The organism is Pedobacter endophyticus (assembly GCF_015679185.1).
Classification (GTDB): Bacteria; Bacteroidota; Bacteroidia; order Sphingobacteriales; family Sphingobacteriaceae; genus Pedobacter; species Pedobacter endophyticus.
In genome coordinates this window covers 4705305-4720582 of record NZ_CP064939.1, presented here as the reverse complement: position 1 = coordinate 4720582, position 15278 = coordinate 4705305, and the positions used below count along the sequence as shown (strand labels likewise).

Sequence of the window (15278 nt, the reverse complement as noted above, 5' to 3'; positions counted from 1 at the left end):
GATTTCTCAGCTTTGGCCTTTCGACTTTTAGCTTTAGCCTTTTAACTTTGGCCTTTCAGCTTTCGACTTTTAGCTTTGGTCTTTCAGCTTTCGCCTTTTAGCTTTAACCTTTTAGCTTTAGCCTTACGCAAGTATTTCTCTGGCGATTACAATTTTTTGTATTTCGGATGTTCCCTCGCCTATTGTACACAGTTTACTATCGCGATAAAATTTTTCTACCGGAAAGTCCTTTGTATAACCGTAGCCTCCAAATATCTGTACCGCTTCAGTTGCTACTTTAACCGATACTTCTGAGGCGAAATACTTTGCCATAGCCGATTCTTTCGTCATTGGTAAGTGCCTGTTCTTTAAATCCGCAGCCTGGCGAATCAGCAACTCTGCAGCCTCTACTTCTGTGGCCATATCGGCAAGTTTAAAACTGATGGCCTGGAAGCTGGAAATTGGCTGCCCGAACTGGTGGCGTTGTTTGGAGTAAGACACGGCGGCATCAAAAGCACCTTTTGCAATACCCAAAGCCAGTGCGGCGATAGATATTCTGCCGCCATCAAGTACTTTCATCGCCTGTTTAAACCCCTCCCCAACATTTCCAAGCAAGTTTGCTTTCGGCACTCTGCAATTATCAAAAATCATTTCTGTAGTTTCTGATGCACGCATGCCGAGTTTATTTTCCTTTTTTCCTGCCGAAAAACCTGGTGTGCCACGCTCTACAACAATAGCCGAAATTCCTTTCGAGCTTCCCTGTTCACCCGTTCTTACCATTACGACGGCAATATCGCCGCTTTTGCCATGTGTGATCCAGTTTTTGGCGCCGTTAATAATGTAATCGTCGCCATCTTCAACAGCTGTGGTCATCATTCTTAACGCATCCGATCCGGTATTAGCCTCGGTTAATCCCCAGGCCCCAATCCATTCCGCTGTTGCCAGCTTCGGCAGCCATTTTTGTTTTTGCTCTTCAGTTGCGAAAGCTAAAATATGGCCTGTACATAATGAATTGTGTGCTGCCAACGATAAACCAATAGAGCCGCAAACCCTGGCCACTTCTACAATTACATCAACATATTCCTGGTATCCAAAACCCGAACCTCCGTACTCCACAGGCACCAAAACACCCATTAATCCCAATTCGCCCAATTGTTTAAATAATTCGACAGGAAAATGCTGAGCTTCGTCCCACTCCATTATATTAGGACGAATGTTCCTCTCGGCAAAATCGCGAACCATTGCCCTTACGCTTTTCTGAGTCTCTGTTTCAGCAAAATCAAAACTTACATCCATTTGGTTTATATCTTAGTTAGTGGGCAATGATAAACATTTATTTTATAGTAACTGGCCATCAATTATTTGCGCCCATGCAGAATGAATTGGTATTCGGTTCATTTAATAGATCGACAAATTTTAAAGGATAGCGATACAACTGAAACGGATAAATAATTTTTTTGAAATATTTAAAATGGGTTGTATATAATACGTGAAAACAATCAAAAATCGTCATCCGATAGCTATCGGATTCAAGCATGGCCGAGAAATCTTTGGACGTGCCTTTGCAAAAAGATTTCTCTACTCACCTCCTTTTAAAGCGACCCTCGCGATTGATCGTAAAAGCACCGTCATTCCAATCGCTTTTCTGCAATAAAATGGAAATAAGGATGACAGCGAATTTTAAATCGCAATGACGGCAGTGTTGTGTCAACGATATGTTGTCAGGCTGAGCGGAGTCGAAGCCCAATCTACCTACCTTTCGACTCCGCTCAAGATGACAATCGGTACGACATCTGATGTTGACATGGCAGTAGTATCTATCCTAAAAAATTAGAAAGAAATATAAGGCGTTATCTGATCGATAACCTGCTGAGTTAGGATTGCAACTTTCTTTAAATCGGCCGGGCCTTTGTAGCTGCCATGTTGTTTCCGGTATTGAATAATGGCGTTCATTTGTTTATAGGTAAGGTAAGGGTTCGGTTTTAGATCGCTAAACTGGGCCGTATTAATATTGATCGTTTTAAGTGCTACGGAACTCATCGAAATTTGCCCTTTAATCTCGTTGTATTTTGCCGAATCTAAACCATACACCTCCATTAATTGCTCTTTTCTATAAAAACCACCCAATTTTTGCCTGTACCTTAATATACGATTAGCAAAAGCCCCTCCTATTCCCTTTATTTCATCAAGCTGTGCAGAATCTGCAGTATTAATATCGACTATTACTGGTGCTTTTTTCACAAATTCCTTTTTGGCATAAAGAGATTCCTGTTTATTATTTTTTTCGTTCGCCTCAATTTTTACATAAGGCAGTAGCTTTTTATACATTTCTGGCGAAATGGTATACATTTTTTGAAGATCCTCGCGTTTATAGAACCTGCCACCCTTGGCCGTGTAATTTACAATTGCCTGCGCTTGTTTTGGCGACAGGCCCAGGCTGCTCCAACCACCGGCGCTCAGCGTATTCGGATCGAACGTAAACAGCGTGGGAGGCTTTATGAAACGTGAATCAGTTGTGCGTTTGCGAGTGTACGTAGCATTGTGCTCACTGCTGATTTCGATTTTGTTAATCTGCGAAATCAGCTGCAGATCATCTTCTTCCAGCGGCCTGTAAATGCCGTACACTACCGGAAAAAGCTTGAGGCAGGCAATGATGAAAATCAACAGTATTAAACCATTAAATTGACCTTTACTGAAACCAAAATGTGTGTTGAGGAAAATTCTCATGTGTGATATGACGTACGTATTATAAATATAAATCTTATTTTTGGGATTGCAAAACGCACAGGTTTTGCATATCAACAACCAGAAATTTATATGAAGATCATAACTACGTCTGAGTTTGCCAAGGCGACAAAGATAGATAAGCTCGGAGTACCAGGTTTAGCAGGCTTGATGATGGAAATCATGAAACTGAACGACATTAACGATGTTTTTGCTCAAAACCAACACTTTAAGGGCTTAGAGTTCGTAGATAAGATATTGGAAACAATTGGCGTTTCGATCGAGTTTGACGAAGATGATTTAAATAATATCCCAAAAACGGGGCCTTTCATTGCCATTGCAAATCACCCGTATGGCGGCGTTGAGGGCCTGGCGCTTGTTAAGCTTTTATGTACCGTAAGGCCCGATGCCAAGGTAATGGTAAACTTTATTTTGAAGAAGATCCCCAATCTTGACGAGTTTTTTGTTGCCGTTAACCCTTTCGAAAACGTGCAGCACACCTCGAGCATAAGCGGCTTGAAAACTACTTTCGATTTATTGAGAAACGGAACACCCATTGGTATTTTCCCTGCCGGAGAGGTTTCTACCTTTAAACTGGATGCGCAACAGGTTACTGACAGGATGTGGCATCCCGTTGTTGGTAAATTAATAGCAAAGGCCAAAGTGCCAGTTGTTCCTATTTATTTTCATGGCAATAACGGCGTATTATTTAATATTTTAAGTTTCATACACCCTACACTGCGCACCGCTAAGCTACCGTCTGAGTTTTTAAATAAGCAGGGACTGGCCATTAAGGTGAGGGTTGGAAAGGCCATTGCGCCTGCCGAGGTTTCGCACATGAACAGCAGCAACAAACTGATGGATTTTTTGCGTGCCCGCACATATGCCCTCGGTGTTGGCCTCGATCAGGAAAAAAAGCTGTTTAACCCGCTAAATTTGTTTAAGATCAAGAAAAAGCCGACACCGGTAATTGAAGAAACTTCGAGAACATTAATAAAAGACGAGGTTGAAACGCTGGAAAATTTCAGGGTGTGGACGGAAAAGAATTATGAAGTATACATTGTTCCTACTTTAAAAATCCCCAATATTTTACGTGAAATTGGTCGACTGAGGGAAATCACCTTCCGTGAGGTTGGCGAAGGGACAAATAAAAAAATCGATCTCGATAACTACGATATTTACTATAATCACTTGTTTATTTGGGACCGGGAGCTGGAAAACATTGTTGGCGCTTATCGGATTGGCAAAGGCGATGAAATTTTGGAAAGCATGGGTCGCCGTGGTTTTTATCTTTCGGAGCTGTTTAAGATGAAAGATCAGTTTTACCCGATGCTAAGACAGGGTATTGAGCTGGGCCGATCGTGGATCAGAAAAGAATATCAGGGTAAACCCCTACCACTTTTCTTGTTGTGGAAAGGCATTTTAAAGTACCTGATCGATAATCCGCAATACCGTTATATGTTCGGCCCGGTGAGCATTAGCAATAGCTTTTCGAAGTTTAGCAAGGCCCTGATTGTTGATTATATTACAAAAAACCATTTCGATTACGAAATGGCAAAGTACGTAAAGCCACGTAATAAATTTAAAGCAGACTTGTTGCCCATTGCAACCGATACATTGGTAGAAAGTAGCGAATCGTTTAAGGATTTAGACAGCATAATCGGTGATATCGAAAACTCGCACATTAAAATTCCGGTATTGCTAAGGCAATATATGAACCTGAATGCGAAGATTATCTCGTTTAACATCGACCCCAAATTCTCTGATTGCCTGGATGGTTTCTTAGTGGTTGATACACACAATATCCCACCAGAAATGTTGGAAAAACTCGGAAAAAACTTATAGGCTTAAAAATAAAAATACCCAGGCATCCACCTGGGTATTTTATTATCAACTAACCTAAACTTTATAAATACTAACCAAATATTTATGCCACAAATATGAGGTTACGATGTTAACAGTACATTAATTAACTGTTATTATGTTATATTTTCATTCTAAAATGAGCCGCTCAAAATCCTGTTTATCCTCATGTTTGATGAATAGAATATGCGGATTATCGAGATGATTGTATTTTTCTCTCAGTTCGCCTGAAAACTCATTGATATTTACGTTTGCCTTTACGATTACCGTAAGCGCTTCTGCGTTTCCCCTAACCTCGATGATTTTATCCGGGTACAGGTCTTTTAGTTCATGTGGAAATTCCATATCAATGAAACCCCAATAGCGGCAGAAAGTTTTTGTAAATGCACCAATGGCGGTGTTAACTTATGGTAATGTTGTGCTGGCCGACTTAACATAAAGAAATTGTTGATTTTAAGTTAAGAATATGTAAATTTAATCAACCAAATACCCGAGGATTTGATACCAAGGCTAACCGTTTATTTTAAAAGGTCATTTTTTATTTTGTGCCTGATGTTGATGTGCATTTTTACAAAGGCGCAACGGTATTCTTTTGACTTTTACGACGGCACCTTCAATTTTGAAGTGGATTCGACGTTTTTAATACACGTTCCTAACGAAGCCACTGACCTCGGGGTTGCAAAGTTCTATCGAGAAATATCGGTAAGTGACGGCGATCAACTCGTTGAAAACTTAAAGACCTATAGAAAGGAACATGAGCTTAATGACTGGATTTATTATCAGTTGATTAGAAAAACCGCCCAGCAGATCAGTCCCAAGGCCGAAAATTATTTTCGTTACACCCTATATAAGTGGTTTCTATTGAGCAAGTGCGGCTACGATGCCAAAATTGCTGTCGGCAATAAGCAGATCATCTTTTATGTTCGAAACGAGGAAGATATTAGCGATATACCGTTTTTTATGATCGATGGACATAAATATACTTGTTTGAACTACCACGATTACGGAAAATTATTCCAGCAGGCCGATACCTATAAGCCCATAAACCTGGCTTTTGCCGAAGCAAAAAATTCCTTTACCTACCAGGTAACGAGGCTGCCCGATTTTAAGCCTGAAAGCTACGAAGAGAAAGATCTATCTTTTAGCTATAAGCAGAACACGTATCATTTTAAGCTAAAGATAAACGAGGATGTTGAAGCAATTTTTAAGAACTATCCCGGTGTAAATTTCGAAAGCTATTTTAATATCCCGTTGAGCAGGGAAACCTACAGTTCGCTGATTCCTGTTTTGAAACAGAACCTGAAGGGAATGGACCAAAAAAAAGGCGTTGACTATTTAATGAGGTTTACCCGATACGCTTTTCTCTATGAAAATGATGATGAAAACTTTGGAAAGGAAAAGCGTTTATCGCCTGAGCAGACCTTGATAAACAAGTACAGCGATTGCGACGATCGGGCTGCGCTGTTTTTTTATCTGGTAAAAGAGATTTACGATTTGCCGATGGTTGCGCTGCTGTATCCTACACATTTAACCATGGCCGTTCAGTTTGATAAACCCGTTGGCGATTTTGTAACCTACAAAGGTAGAAAGTACTCGTTTTGCGAACCAACGCCTCAACCGCAGGATCTCAAAATTGGGCAAGTTGCAACAAAACTAAAAAATATGCGATTCGAAGTGGTTTATGCCTACGAGCCGGGAAATTAGCAACTGCACAAGCAAGGTTACCATAATGTTAATTAATTATTAACGCAATGTTATCTTATTGCTGCGCTGCATCAATGACAAGGTATTTGCAGTATTTTAGTTGCAACTTATACCCTACATTTGCATTATGGCCATCGTAATTTACACCGTTTTAAAAGAGTTTTTCGTAGAAATTCATGGCCATGCCGTTAAAGCCAGAATATTGTCGCCCGTGCATGATGCGAACACGTTTACTTTTCAGATCAGCTTATTTTTTAAAAGCAAGAGCGCTGCAGATGCAAACGAGCCGGCATCGACCTTTACTTCGTACGCGACCGCTGAGAGGCACCTATTAAGCTATCTGGAAGATTTTCAGAACACGCTCGATCTGGGCGGAGAAGTAGCGCAGGGAAGCAACTTTTAAATGTTTTCTTTATCTTCTTTCGGCGGAAGTTCCGAATCGATTACTTCCTTTTCAAATTCCTTTTTGTCTTTTCGGTTTCGCCTGATCAGAAATACAATCAACAGAGCGACCAACACGATTACTGAAATTAAGATTGGATAGTTCATAACTTGTATCAATAGACTAATTAAACTGCTCGATATCAGCCAATTTACGTCAAAAAATCTTAATGTTAAGTTGCCGAAGATGAGTTAACATAATCATAATATTAATTTAACTTGCCGATCGATTACCTTTGGGAAAATCCCTGAAAATTAAATGAAAAAGCATAAATCCAAATCGAAAAGCACCTCCGAAAACAAAAAATTACGCAAAGAATTAGAATCGAAATTAGTTGTAGCATTTAACGAAGTACTTGGTCAGTTCGGCAAAGCGAAAAAGACCGATAAAGTGATTGAAAAATTCGCCAAACAACTTTCGAAAAAAATCTCCGTACATCCTAAAGACGATTCGATAACAGCATTTATTAAAGATGAGGAAGGGCAGCCAATTGCAACGCCAGATAACGCTTCGGCAGTTAGCACCAAAAAGCCGACGGTTAAAAAGACGAAGCCTGTTGCCATTTAATGACTATTTCGTCCAGTAAGTCATCCGATGAATATATACACAACGCCTATTATTCATCGGATGACTATCTGGCGCAACATCGGTTTTTCATCTGATGAAATACAGTTGAGTAAGTCATCCGATGAATATATACACAATGCCTGTTATTCATCGGATGACTACCCTTCTAAATAATAAAAAAGGGCCAGAAATAACTTCTGGCCCTTTTTAATAGGATATGCTATTGCGTTTCTTATTTTACTGCACCTGGCGTAGTGTAAGCCAACGTTTGCGCATCGGCCGCGGCCCATCCAGCTGCCCAGTTCTCTGTACCAAAAGCACCTTTATAAGCTACTTTATCGAAATATGAACCTGCTACTTTAGCATTGGTGAATGAAGCGCCTGTTGCAGCTGCCGACGATGCTGACAGGGTAAAGTTGGCTACGGCTGCAGATCCACTTGCTGCGAAATCTGTTCCGTAAGCATACGGTGAGCTGAAAAGTGATGCTGCGAAAAGTGTTGGTGCAAATGTATTATCGGCACGCAATTTAGTTTCAATAGCGGCAGCAGCAGCTGTATTGCTTACGCTAACCTCTGCGCCTTTAGTTCCGTAAATTAAGTTGTTGGCAAGAACCATATTACCTGCGGTAAAGTTTGCAGCAGTAGAACCTGCAGTAACTACTTTGGTATCATCGATATAAACCCCAATTGGAAAACCAGCGATTACTGAATTTAAAATGCTGATTGATGAGTTACGACGAATTTGAGCACCGTGATAATAGTTTGCGTTATACGAACCTCCTGCCGCTTTTATCGGGCCTAAAATGGTAACGTTAGAGAAAACCGCAGAAGTTTTAGGGGTTTGATCTGTACCTGTTCCGTTGTTATCAGATTCGAAACCATTCGATTGTGATTGATCGGCCACTGTTGCCACACGTTGTGCCAAAGCAAACTGAACGCTGCCTGAATAACCAAAATCGGTATCAAAATCGTCATCCCATGTGCCAATTGCCAATAAGTGCTTTGCGTTTACAGTACCTCCAAACCACTCGAAAGCATCATCGCCAGAACGATAAATCTGGATATAATCTAAAGTAGTTCCGTTACCTACACCGCCCAATGTTAAACCATTAATCTCATTATCAACCGAGTAAGCAATACCGCCAAACTCAATACGAACGTACTTCATTACGCCAGAGTTATCTGCGGCATCCGCACCACCATAATAAATATATGCTTTTTCATCCTTACCTGTCGGCTGTACCAAACCACCTTCTATCTTCACATCGTTACCTTGGTTAACCGGTGCCTTACCTAAAAGGATAATGCCACCCCAGTCGCCCTGGCTACGTGCGCCGGCAGCTAAAGCCGAAGTAAATACAATTGGCTTGTCAACCGTTCCTGTTGCGTTTATTTTAGAGCCGCGAGTGATAATCAAGGTTGCCTTTGAAGCCTTGTCGCCTTTAATAATTGTTCCCGGCTCAATGGTTAATGTAGCGCCATTGCTTACAAACACAAAACCTTTTAATAGGTAAATCTTATCAGCCGACCAGGTGGTATTTGACGTGATTTCGCCAGATACTTCTACAAGACTTCCATTTGTTGTTGGTTCATCTGTCGATGGACCTTCAATAATTACGTTTTTCTTACAAGAGGCCGAAAATAATACGACCAATAAAGCAAGTACTAGGTATTGATTTTTCATTTTTTCTGTTTTAATATTTTTTACAAAGAGATATTTTTAGTTTTTCTTTAGGATTAATATCCTGTTAACATATTGTGAAGTCCTGCTATGGTGCTAAAGATGCCCTTTATCCTTCTGTCAGGCTGAGCGTAGTCGAAGCCCGCCTCAAATAACCCTTCGACTACGCTCAGGGTGACAGTTTTAATCCCTAAAAAGAGTAGTTAAACGATAACGACACGTTTGTTCCGGTTTTGTACGATGAAAACGTTTCATCGCCGCCATTACCAACGCTGCCGTTGTATTTCTTGTCGCCGTTATAATCGAAGTAAATAATGCTTCTCTGGTTTAAAATATCGCCGACATTTAGCTTAATTTCACCTTTCGACTTAATCACTTTGTAACTCGCCTGGAAATCGATAACATCTCTCGGGTTTTCGTACGTGCTTGGGAAACGAATACCGCCAGCCTGAATAATCCTTCGGCCTACTTTATTGTAAAGGATGTTAAAATTCAACTTATTATCTAAGGCACTATGTTGTAAACCAGCATTAATTACGTATGGAGATTGACCAACCATTGGTCGGGTTTTGTCGATAAACTCCTGATCGGTTGGATTGGTAACCTTCGATTTGATTAACGACAAGTTGAAATAAGCAATGGTGTTTTTAAAGAAACCCTCATCGTTAATGAAGTTCAGGTTCTTGCGACCTTCAAACTCGAGGCCATAAGTATAGGCTTTTGGCGTGTTGAAAAAGGAAACATCAGGCGTTGACAAAACATCATAACGGTACGATTCGATGGCGTTGGTAAAGTGCTTGTAAAATGCCGATACCGAAAATAACTGACCGGCCTCCGGATAAATCTCATACCTTAAATCTGCGTTATCGATAAGCGATCTCTTTAAGTTTGGATTACCTGTGATGTTACCTAGTTGTTCATAATCATAATACGACGACAACGAAAGCTCCCTAAACTCTGGTCGGGCCAAAGTACGGTAGTATGAGGCACGTAAATTAGCTTTTTTGGTTAGGCTGTAAGTTAAGTTTACCGAGGGAAGCACGTCGAGTTGTGTATCATCAACATAGGTTTGAATGGAGTTAAGCACTTTCACATTGTAATTTTCTACCCTTGCGCCATATACTGCCCTAAAGTTTTCGCCAAATTTTTGATCGAGCATCAAATAGCCGTAGTTGGTAAACGAGTTGGCCAAATAATTATCTAAAGGACCGCCAACTTCTGAAATTCTATAAATCCCCGATTCGATTAATGAATGGGAGAATATTTCGGTTACCGGCAATGCCCTTACACGGGTTTGTTCCTCCGGATCGTTTGTAGTTAATTCGGCACCAATAAAACGAGCTGTAAAATCGCGATCGCGGTATTGAGAACCCAAACCAACCTTCATCGTGGTTGAGGCATCGAACAACTTAAATGGCGTGCTATAGTTCACCTCACCAGCGTAGATATCTTCATTTAAATCAGAAAATAAACGTGTATTATCTTTACCCAAAGAAGTAATGTTCGCCTGGTACAAAACCGAAGGATCATTTTGTGCCGCCAGCGGTTTGGTATAATTAATTTTTAACTGATTTGGCTGGTTATTGGTGATATTACTGTACGATGCCGTCCACTTTAATTTGCTGTTGCCCTCACCAATTTGATGATCGCCCTCTAAAGTTGTTTTAAAAAGCGCTTTCTGCATAATATCATAAGCATAAAACTGGTTTAACGAGTTACCATCTTTTATACCGGTACGAACCGTGTAGTTATCGTCGTAATTTTTGTTGTAGATATTTTTAAAGCTGATTTTGTTCTTTCCGAAGCTGTAGGCGAAGTTGGCCAAAGCGCCTAAATTGGTAGAGAACCTGTATTGATTGTCGGTATAATTGTAAACGTAGAAGTTACGTTCAACATCTTGATTGATGTTTTGCGAGTTTCTGTAGGTTGCAGAAATCATAGCGCCAAACTTATTTCCGCTTTCGAAATTCTTAACCCGGCCCAGATTAAACTGATAGTTTTGAGTAGGCAGAGCGCTGTTGTTTCTAATAGAATTATCGACAGGTAACGATTTCAATGCCGCAATGTTTTTTGAGCTCGACAGCGTTCCCGATGAAACCGCAGCAGTACTCGGAAAGTTTTCTGCCAGTTGTTTCGAGCCATCTTCGTAACCCAGGTAAGCCAAAGCGTTTTTCTTTGTGCCAAGGAAATCTTTAAACGTCGATTGACTGTTGTAACCGTACCCAATGCCCAACGACAAGAAGTTTTGATCGGGAATATCTTTAGTTACGATTTGCACCGCACCGCCTGCAAAATCTGCTGGTAAATCGGGCGTAGCGGTTTTGCTGATGGTAATCTTATCCACCAAATTCGATGGAACAATATCAAAGGAGAAGGCTTTTTTGTTTGCCTCTGTACTTGGCAGGGTCGAGTTATCAAGTGTCGCCGTGTTGTATCTGTCGCTCAAACCACGCACAATAACGAACTTATTATCTTGAATAGTGGCACCACTTACACGCTTCAAAACGTCGGACGTGTTTCTATCAGGAGATTTTTTTATTTGCTCGCTTGATATACCATCAGAAATTAAGGCGCTGTTTTTTTGTTGAGCGTAAAGTGTGTTTATAGATTCTTGCTTGTAACTTGCTTTAACCACAACTTCTCCGAGGTTTTGTCCGCTGGCCTCAGCAAGTGTTACGCTTAAATTGGTAACCGAAGGAGCTTTAACTACAACCTCCGAAATCTCTTTTGTTTGGTAGCCCACATACGAAAATTCAAGTGTGTATTTCCCGCTGGCCATTGCTTGCAACGTATAGTGACCATCAACATCGGTTGAAACACCTTTAGTTGTACCTTTAATTTTAACGGTGACACCAATTAAGGTCTCACCAGTTTTCTTATCAGATACAACGCCCGAAATTTTTCCTGTTTGTGCCGAAGCAATTAAGCTTATAAATGAAATCAGCATTACAAATGCCGAAGTTTTAACAATAGCGATGATATTCAATTTGCCTGTATTTAATTTTAGGCAAAGCTATTACCACAATGTTAGCTGTATGTTAGATGTTAATTAAGCTTTGTTTAGCTAAATGTTAATTTAATGTTACTGATTGAGGTTTAGGGTTGAAGGTCAAAGGTGAAGGGGAAGGCTAATGTCATTTAGTTAAGGAAAAGACAAAACACTGTCACCCTGAGCGGAGTCGAAGGGCAAATGTTTCACAAAAAACAACACTCCAATTTAATCTATGGGTTTTTCGCTTTAGTCTTACCCTCTACCTTACACCTTAAACCTTTCTACCTTAAACCTTTCTACCCTCTACCCTTCTAGTATCTAATTCCTGTTTTTTTACAAATGAAGTGCAACAACCAAATCGGGCCGATCAGCAGAAATTTAACATCATCTAAAAACGAAGGTTTCTTTCCCTCGATTTTGTGGCCAATAAACTGCCCTATCCAGGCTGCTACAAAAATTGCTGCATAAATAGCGTAGGCTTTTCCGCTGCCTAAACCTACCGCTTGTTCTATTTTTACAATGATGTAGCTCATTAGGCCCACAACCCAAATCATCATGAAAAACAATACGGGCGATAAGGTAAAATAATAATATAAGCTGAAAGCCAGCAGAAACGAGGCCCAATTGAAAAAGCCGTTATAACTTCCTAAAAATTCGAGATGTGGAAAAGGAATTTGCCAAACCAAGCCGAGTAAACTAAATACAATCAATGGAACACAGATCCAATGCACCAGTTTGTTGGTAGAATTTTGGTGACTTTCGGCATACTTATCGAAAAGTACATCAACAGGCCGTTTTGGCTCTATTTGTTTGGTTTGCTTGCTCATGATGTAAAATTAGAAAAAAATCATCAGGATTATGGGATTTTCAGGATTACCAAGATTAAGATGTATCTGAACAGTCGTCATCTCGACCGCAGTGCTCCATAGGAGCTTGTTTGGAGGAGAGATCTTTGAAACCTGCATTCTGGGTGGTTTTGGCATAAAGATTTCTCCGTTTCGTTGCACTACAGTCGAAATGACGGAAATTGCGCTACGCCACAATGAAATGATCAGCAACAAAAAAAGCGATGGACAGATGCCATCGCTTCAATACTATCGGTATAATCAGTGCAATCAATCTTATTTAGCAAATGCCACCGATCGTGTTTCTCTAATTACGGTCACCTTGATCTGACCCGGATAAGTCATCTCTGTTTGAATACGCGTTGAGATATCGGCGGCCAATAATTCTGCCTGTGCATCAGTAATTCTTTCACTTTCAACAATTACACGCAATTCTCTACCCGCTTGTATTGCGAAGGTTTTTTCTACACCTGGGTAAGATAAAGCCAGTTCTTCCAAATCTTTTAAACGCTTAATGTAGCTTTCAACAACTTCTCTACGTGCGCCGGGACGTGCGCCTGAAATGGCATCGCAAGCCTGAACGATTGGCGAAATTAAAGAGGTCATCTCAATTTCATCGTGGTGGGCACCAATGGCGTTACAAATTTCCGGATGTTCCTTATATTTTTCGGCCAGTTGCATACCCAAAATAGCGTGAGGCAATTCAGGGTTATCATCTGGCACCTTACCAATATCGTGAAGTAAACCGGCACGCTTGGCCATCTTTGCGTTTAAGCCCAATTCTGCCGCCATGGTAGCACAGAAGTTGGCCACCTCTCTAGAGTGATGTAAAAGGTTTTGACCATAAGAAGAGCGGTAACGCATACGTCCAACCATACGAATCAGCTCCGGGTGCAAACCGTGAATGCCTAAATCGATCACAGTGCGCTCGCCAATCTCAACAATTTCGTCTTCAATCTGCTTTTTTGTCTTGGCAACAATTTCTTCAATACGTGCCGGGTGAATACGACCATCTGTTACCAAACGGTGCAGGGCCAGGCGGGCAATTTCTCTTCTTACCGGGTCGAAACCAGATAAAATAATGGCTTCCGGAGTATCATCAACAATAATCTCGATACCAGTAGCGGCTTCTAGAGCACGAATGTTTCTGCCTTCTCTACCAATTACGCGTCCTTTAATCTCGTCGCTTTCAATATGAAAAATGGAAACTGAATTTTCAATCGCTGCCTCGGTTGCAGTGCGTTGAATGGTTTGGATAACCACTTTTTTAGCTTCTTTGCTCGCGGTCAGTTTCGCTTCATCAACAATGTCTTTTACCTGCATCATGGCCTGCGTACGGGCCTCTTGTTTCAGGTTTTCTACCAACTGCTCCTTTGCTTCTTCAGCCGAAAGGCCGGCAATGGTTTCCAACTGCTTCAAATGCTGATTTTTTAACACTTCAACCTCTTCTTGCTTCTTCACCGCTAAATCGGTTTGGCGCTCAAGATTTTGTCGTTGTTTATCAAGCTCTTGTTCTTTTTTGTTAAAATTCTCTAAACGTTGGTTTACCGATTGCTCTTTTTGCTTGATGGTATTTTCGCGTTGGTTAATGGTGTTGTTCTTTGCACTTACTTCTTGTTCGTGCTCGGCCTTAAGTTGCAAAAACTTCTCTTTTGCCTCTAAAAGTTTATTTTTTTTCAAGATTTCTGCATTGTTCTCTGCATCTTTTAAAATCTTTTTCACTTTGTTTTGAGCGGCAACTTCTTGTTGTTTAAGCAAGTTGCGAAGCAGGTATCTACCCACCGCTATACCGATACCTAAGCCAGCTATTAGGGCAAATATGTATCCTAGAATTTCCGTTATCTCCATTTTGTTTTTTAAGTAAAAAAAAACCGCAACTAATTTTTAAAGTCTCATACATTTTAAACCTCAACTAAGCATAATTGGGATTTAAGCCATTTTCAGGTGCCGAAGCAGATGAAATACGCCCTCTTAACCCCATAGATATTGAAGTGTTAAGTTTTATAAATTTTGAAACTCAAAAACTAGCTGCGGCTATGTTTTTATGCTAATGCTTAATAAGTGGTCGCCATGCTGATTTGATACGTATCTGAATAATTTCAGCACCTTATCAATCAGATTCTGGCCTGCGCCAGAATGACGAATACTTAAAAAAAGAACGAACCTTTATTTTGTAAAAAAATCAGTGAGTAAAACATCCAATTGCTCAACTTTATCGGCAACTGCAGTATCTTGGTTTTGCACTTTGTTCTCTGTTCTAAGTACCGCTGTTGCATAATGCAACACGGCCATAGAAAGTAGATCCTGCTTATCCCTAACCGCATAATTATCTTGATAATCTTTTATGCGCTCATTGATCATTTTAGCTGCCCGCCTCACAATTTCTTCCTCTTCGGTATTTACCTTTAGCGGATAAATGCGATCGGAAATGGTTATTTTAATCGAGATTTCTCCCATTTGTTAGCTTTAGTTTCTGATTTC

The 15278-nt window shown here is 40.5% G+C and carries 14 protein-coding genes; 5 read left to right on the top strand and 9 right to left on the bottom strand.

Annotated features, from left to right (window positions below; all coding sequences use genetic code 11):
• Positions 1-123: 123 nt before the first annotated feature.
• Positions 124-1275, bottom strand: coding sequence for an acyl-CoA dehydrogenase family protein (locus IZT61_RS19285; RefSeq protein WP_196098644.1), 1152 nt, complete (start codon positions 1273-1275; stop codon positions 124-126).
• 534 nt (positions 1276-1809) lie between these two features.
• Positions 1810-2706, bottom strand: coding sequence for a ComEA family DNA-binding protein (locus IZT61_RS19280; protein WP_196098643.1), 897 nt, complete (start codon positions 2704-2706; stop codon positions 1810-1812).
• Positions 2707-2796: 90 nt separating this feature from the next.
• On the opposite strand from IZT61_RS19280, the gene IZT61_RS19275 reads away from it, so the two are divergent.
• Positions 2797-4548 (top strand): lysophospholipid acyltransferase family protein, encoded by a 1752-nt coding sequence (locus IZT61_RS19275; RefSeq protein ID WP_196098642.1) that lies wholly within the window; start codon positions 2797-2799, stop codon positions 4546-4548.
• A gap of 147 nt (positions 4549-4695) precedes the next feature.
• Here IZT61_RS19275 and IZT61_RS19270 read toward each other — a convergent pair whose 3' ends face one another.
• On the bottom strand, positions 4696-4911 hold the full coding sequence (locus IZT61_RS19270; protein ID WP_196098641.1) for a hypothetical protein: 216 nt from the start codon (positions 4909-4911) through the stop codon (positions 4696-4698).
• Between the two features lie 207 nt (positions 4912-5118).
• On the opposite strand from IZT61_RS19270, the gene IZT61_RS19265 reads away from it, so the two are divergent.
• On the top strand, positions 5119-6270 hold the full coding sequence (locus IZT61_RS19265; RefSeq protein WP_196098640.1) for a hypothetical protein: 1152 nt from the start codon (positions 5119-5121) through the stop codon (positions 6268-6270).
• A 127-nt stretch (positions 6271-6397) separates the two neighbouring features.
• On the top strand, positions 6398-6673 hold the full coding sequence (locus IZT61_RS19260; protein ID WP_196098639.1) for a hypothetical protein: 276 nt from the start codon (positions 6398-6400) through the stop codon (positions 6671-6673).
• On the opposite strand, the gene IZT61_RS19255 is transcribed toward IZT61_RS19260, so the two are convergent.
• Positions 6670-6819: a FeoB-associated Cys-rich membrane protein gene (locus tag IZT61_RS19255; protein ID WP_196098638.1), complete on the bottom strand. Its 150-nt coding sequence runs from the start codon at positions 6817-6819 to the stop codon at positions 6670-6672. The genes IZT61_RS19260 and IZT61_RS19255 overlap by 4 nt on opposite strands.
• 151 nt (positions 6820-6970) lie before the next feature.
• Between IZT61_RS19255 and IZT61_RS19250 the strand changes: the two genes are divergently transcribed.
• Complete coding sequence (locus tag IZT61_RS19250; RefSeq protein WP_196098637.1) at positions 6971-7279, top strand: hypothetical protein; 309 nt, start codon at positions 6971-6973, stop codon at positions 7277-7279.
• A gap of 232 nt (positions 7280-7511) precedes the next feature.
• On the opposite strand, the gene IZT61_RS19245 is transcribed toward IZT61_RS19250, so the two are convergent.
• From IZT61_RS19245 to rny, 4 genes are all read right to left on the bottom strand, one after another.
• On the bottom strand, positions 7512-8963 hold the full coding sequence (locus IZT61_RS19245) for a hypothetical protein (RefSeq protein ID WP_196098636.1): 1452 nt from the start codon (positions 8961-8963) through the stop codon (positions 7512-7514).
• Positions 8964-9150: 187 nt separating this feature from the next.
• A complete protein-coding gene (locus IZT61_RS19240; protein ID WP_230383771.1) occupies positions 9151-11946 on the bottom strand; it encodes a TonB-dependent receptor in 2796 nt (931 codons plus the stop codon).
• A 317-nt stretch (positions 11947-12263) separates the two neighbouring features.
• Positions 12264-12779 (bottom strand): Mpo1 family 2-hydroxy fatty acid dioxygenase, encoded by a 516-nt coding sequence (locus tag IZT61_RS19235; RefSeq protein WP_196098635.1) that lies wholly within the window; start codon positions 12777-12779, stop codon positions 12264-12266.
• Between the two features lie 294 nt (positions 12780-13073).
• On the bottom strand, positions 13074-14645 hold the full coding sequence (gene rny / locus IZT61_RS19230; protein WP_196098634.1) for a ribonuclease Y: 1572 nt from the start codon (positions 14643-14645) through the stop codon (positions 13074-13076).
• A 74-nt stretch (positions 14646-14719) separates the two neighbouring features.
• Here rny and IZT61_RS22490 point away from each other — a divergent pair, with 74 nt between their 5' ends.
• Positions 14720-14848 (top strand): hypothetical protein, encoded by a 129-nt coding sequence (locus tag IZT61_RS22490; RefSeq protein ID WP_262895701.1) that lies wholly within the window; start codon positions 14720-14722, stop codon positions 14846-14848.
• A 115-nt stretch (positions 14849-14963) separates the two neighbouring features.
• Here IZT61_RS22490 and IZT61_RS19225 read toward each other — a convergent pair whose 3' ends face one another.
• Positions 14964-15254 carry a cell division protein ZapA gene (locus tag IZT61_RS19225; RefSeq protein ID WP_196098633.1) on the bottom strand — a complete coding sequence of 97 codons (291 nt, stop codon included), beginning with the start codon at positions 15252-15254 and terminating at the stop codon, positions 14964-14966.
• Positions 15255-15278 lie beyond the last annotated feature (24 nt).

Excerpts from the sequence above, each read along its gene's own strand:
- IZT61_RS19270 (WP_196098641.1), bottom strand. The coding sequence starts at position 4,911 with ATGGAATTTCCACATGAACTAAAAGACCTGTACCCGGATAAAATCATC.
- IZT61_RS19260 (WP_196098639.1), top strand. The coding sequence starts at position 6,398 with ATGGCCATCGTAATTTACACCGTTTTAAAAGAGTTTTTCGTAGAAATT.
- IZT61_RS19280 (WP_196098643.1), bottom strand. The coding sequence starts at position 2,706 with ATGAGAATTTTCCTCAACACACATTTTGGTTTCAGTAAAGGTCAATTT.
- IZT61_RS19235 (WP_196098635.1), bottom strand. The coding sequence starts at position 12,779 with ATGAGCAAGCAAACCAAACAAATAGAGCCAAAACGGCCTGTTGATGTA.
- IZT61_RS19250 (WP_196098637.1), top strand. The coding sequence starts at position 6,971 with ATGAAAAAGCATAAATCCAAATCGAAAAGCACCTCCGAAAACAAAAAA.
- IZT61_RS19265 (WP_196098640.1), top strand. The coding sequence starts at position 5,119 with ATGTTGATGTGCATTTTTACAAAGGCGCAACGGTATTCTTTTGACTTT.
- IZT61_RS19245 (WP_196098636.1), bottom strand. The coding sequence starts at position 8,963 with ATGAAAAATCAATACCTAGTACTTGCTTTATTGGTCGTATTATTTTCG.
- IZT61_RS19255 (WP_196098638.1), bottom strand. The coding sequence starts at position 6,819 with ATGAACTATCCAATCTTAATTTCAGTAATCGTGTTGGTCGCTCTGTTG.
- rny (WP_196098634.1), bottom strand. The coding sequence starts at position 14,645 with ATGGAGATAACGGAAATTCTAGGATACATATTTGCCCTAATAGCTGGC.
- IZT61_RS19225 (WP_196098633.1), bottom strand. The coding sequence starts at position 15,254 with ATGGGAGAAATCTCGATTAAAATAACCATTTCCGATCGCATTTATCCG.
- IZT61_RS19285 (WP_196098644.1), bottom strand. The coding sequence starts at position 1,275 with ATGGATGTAAGTTTTGATTTTGCTGAAACAGAGACTCAGAAAAGCGTA.
- IZT61_RS19275 (WP_196098642.1), top strand. The coding sequence starts at position 2,797 with ATGAAGATCATAACTACGTCTGAGTTTGCCAAGGCGACAAAGATAGAT.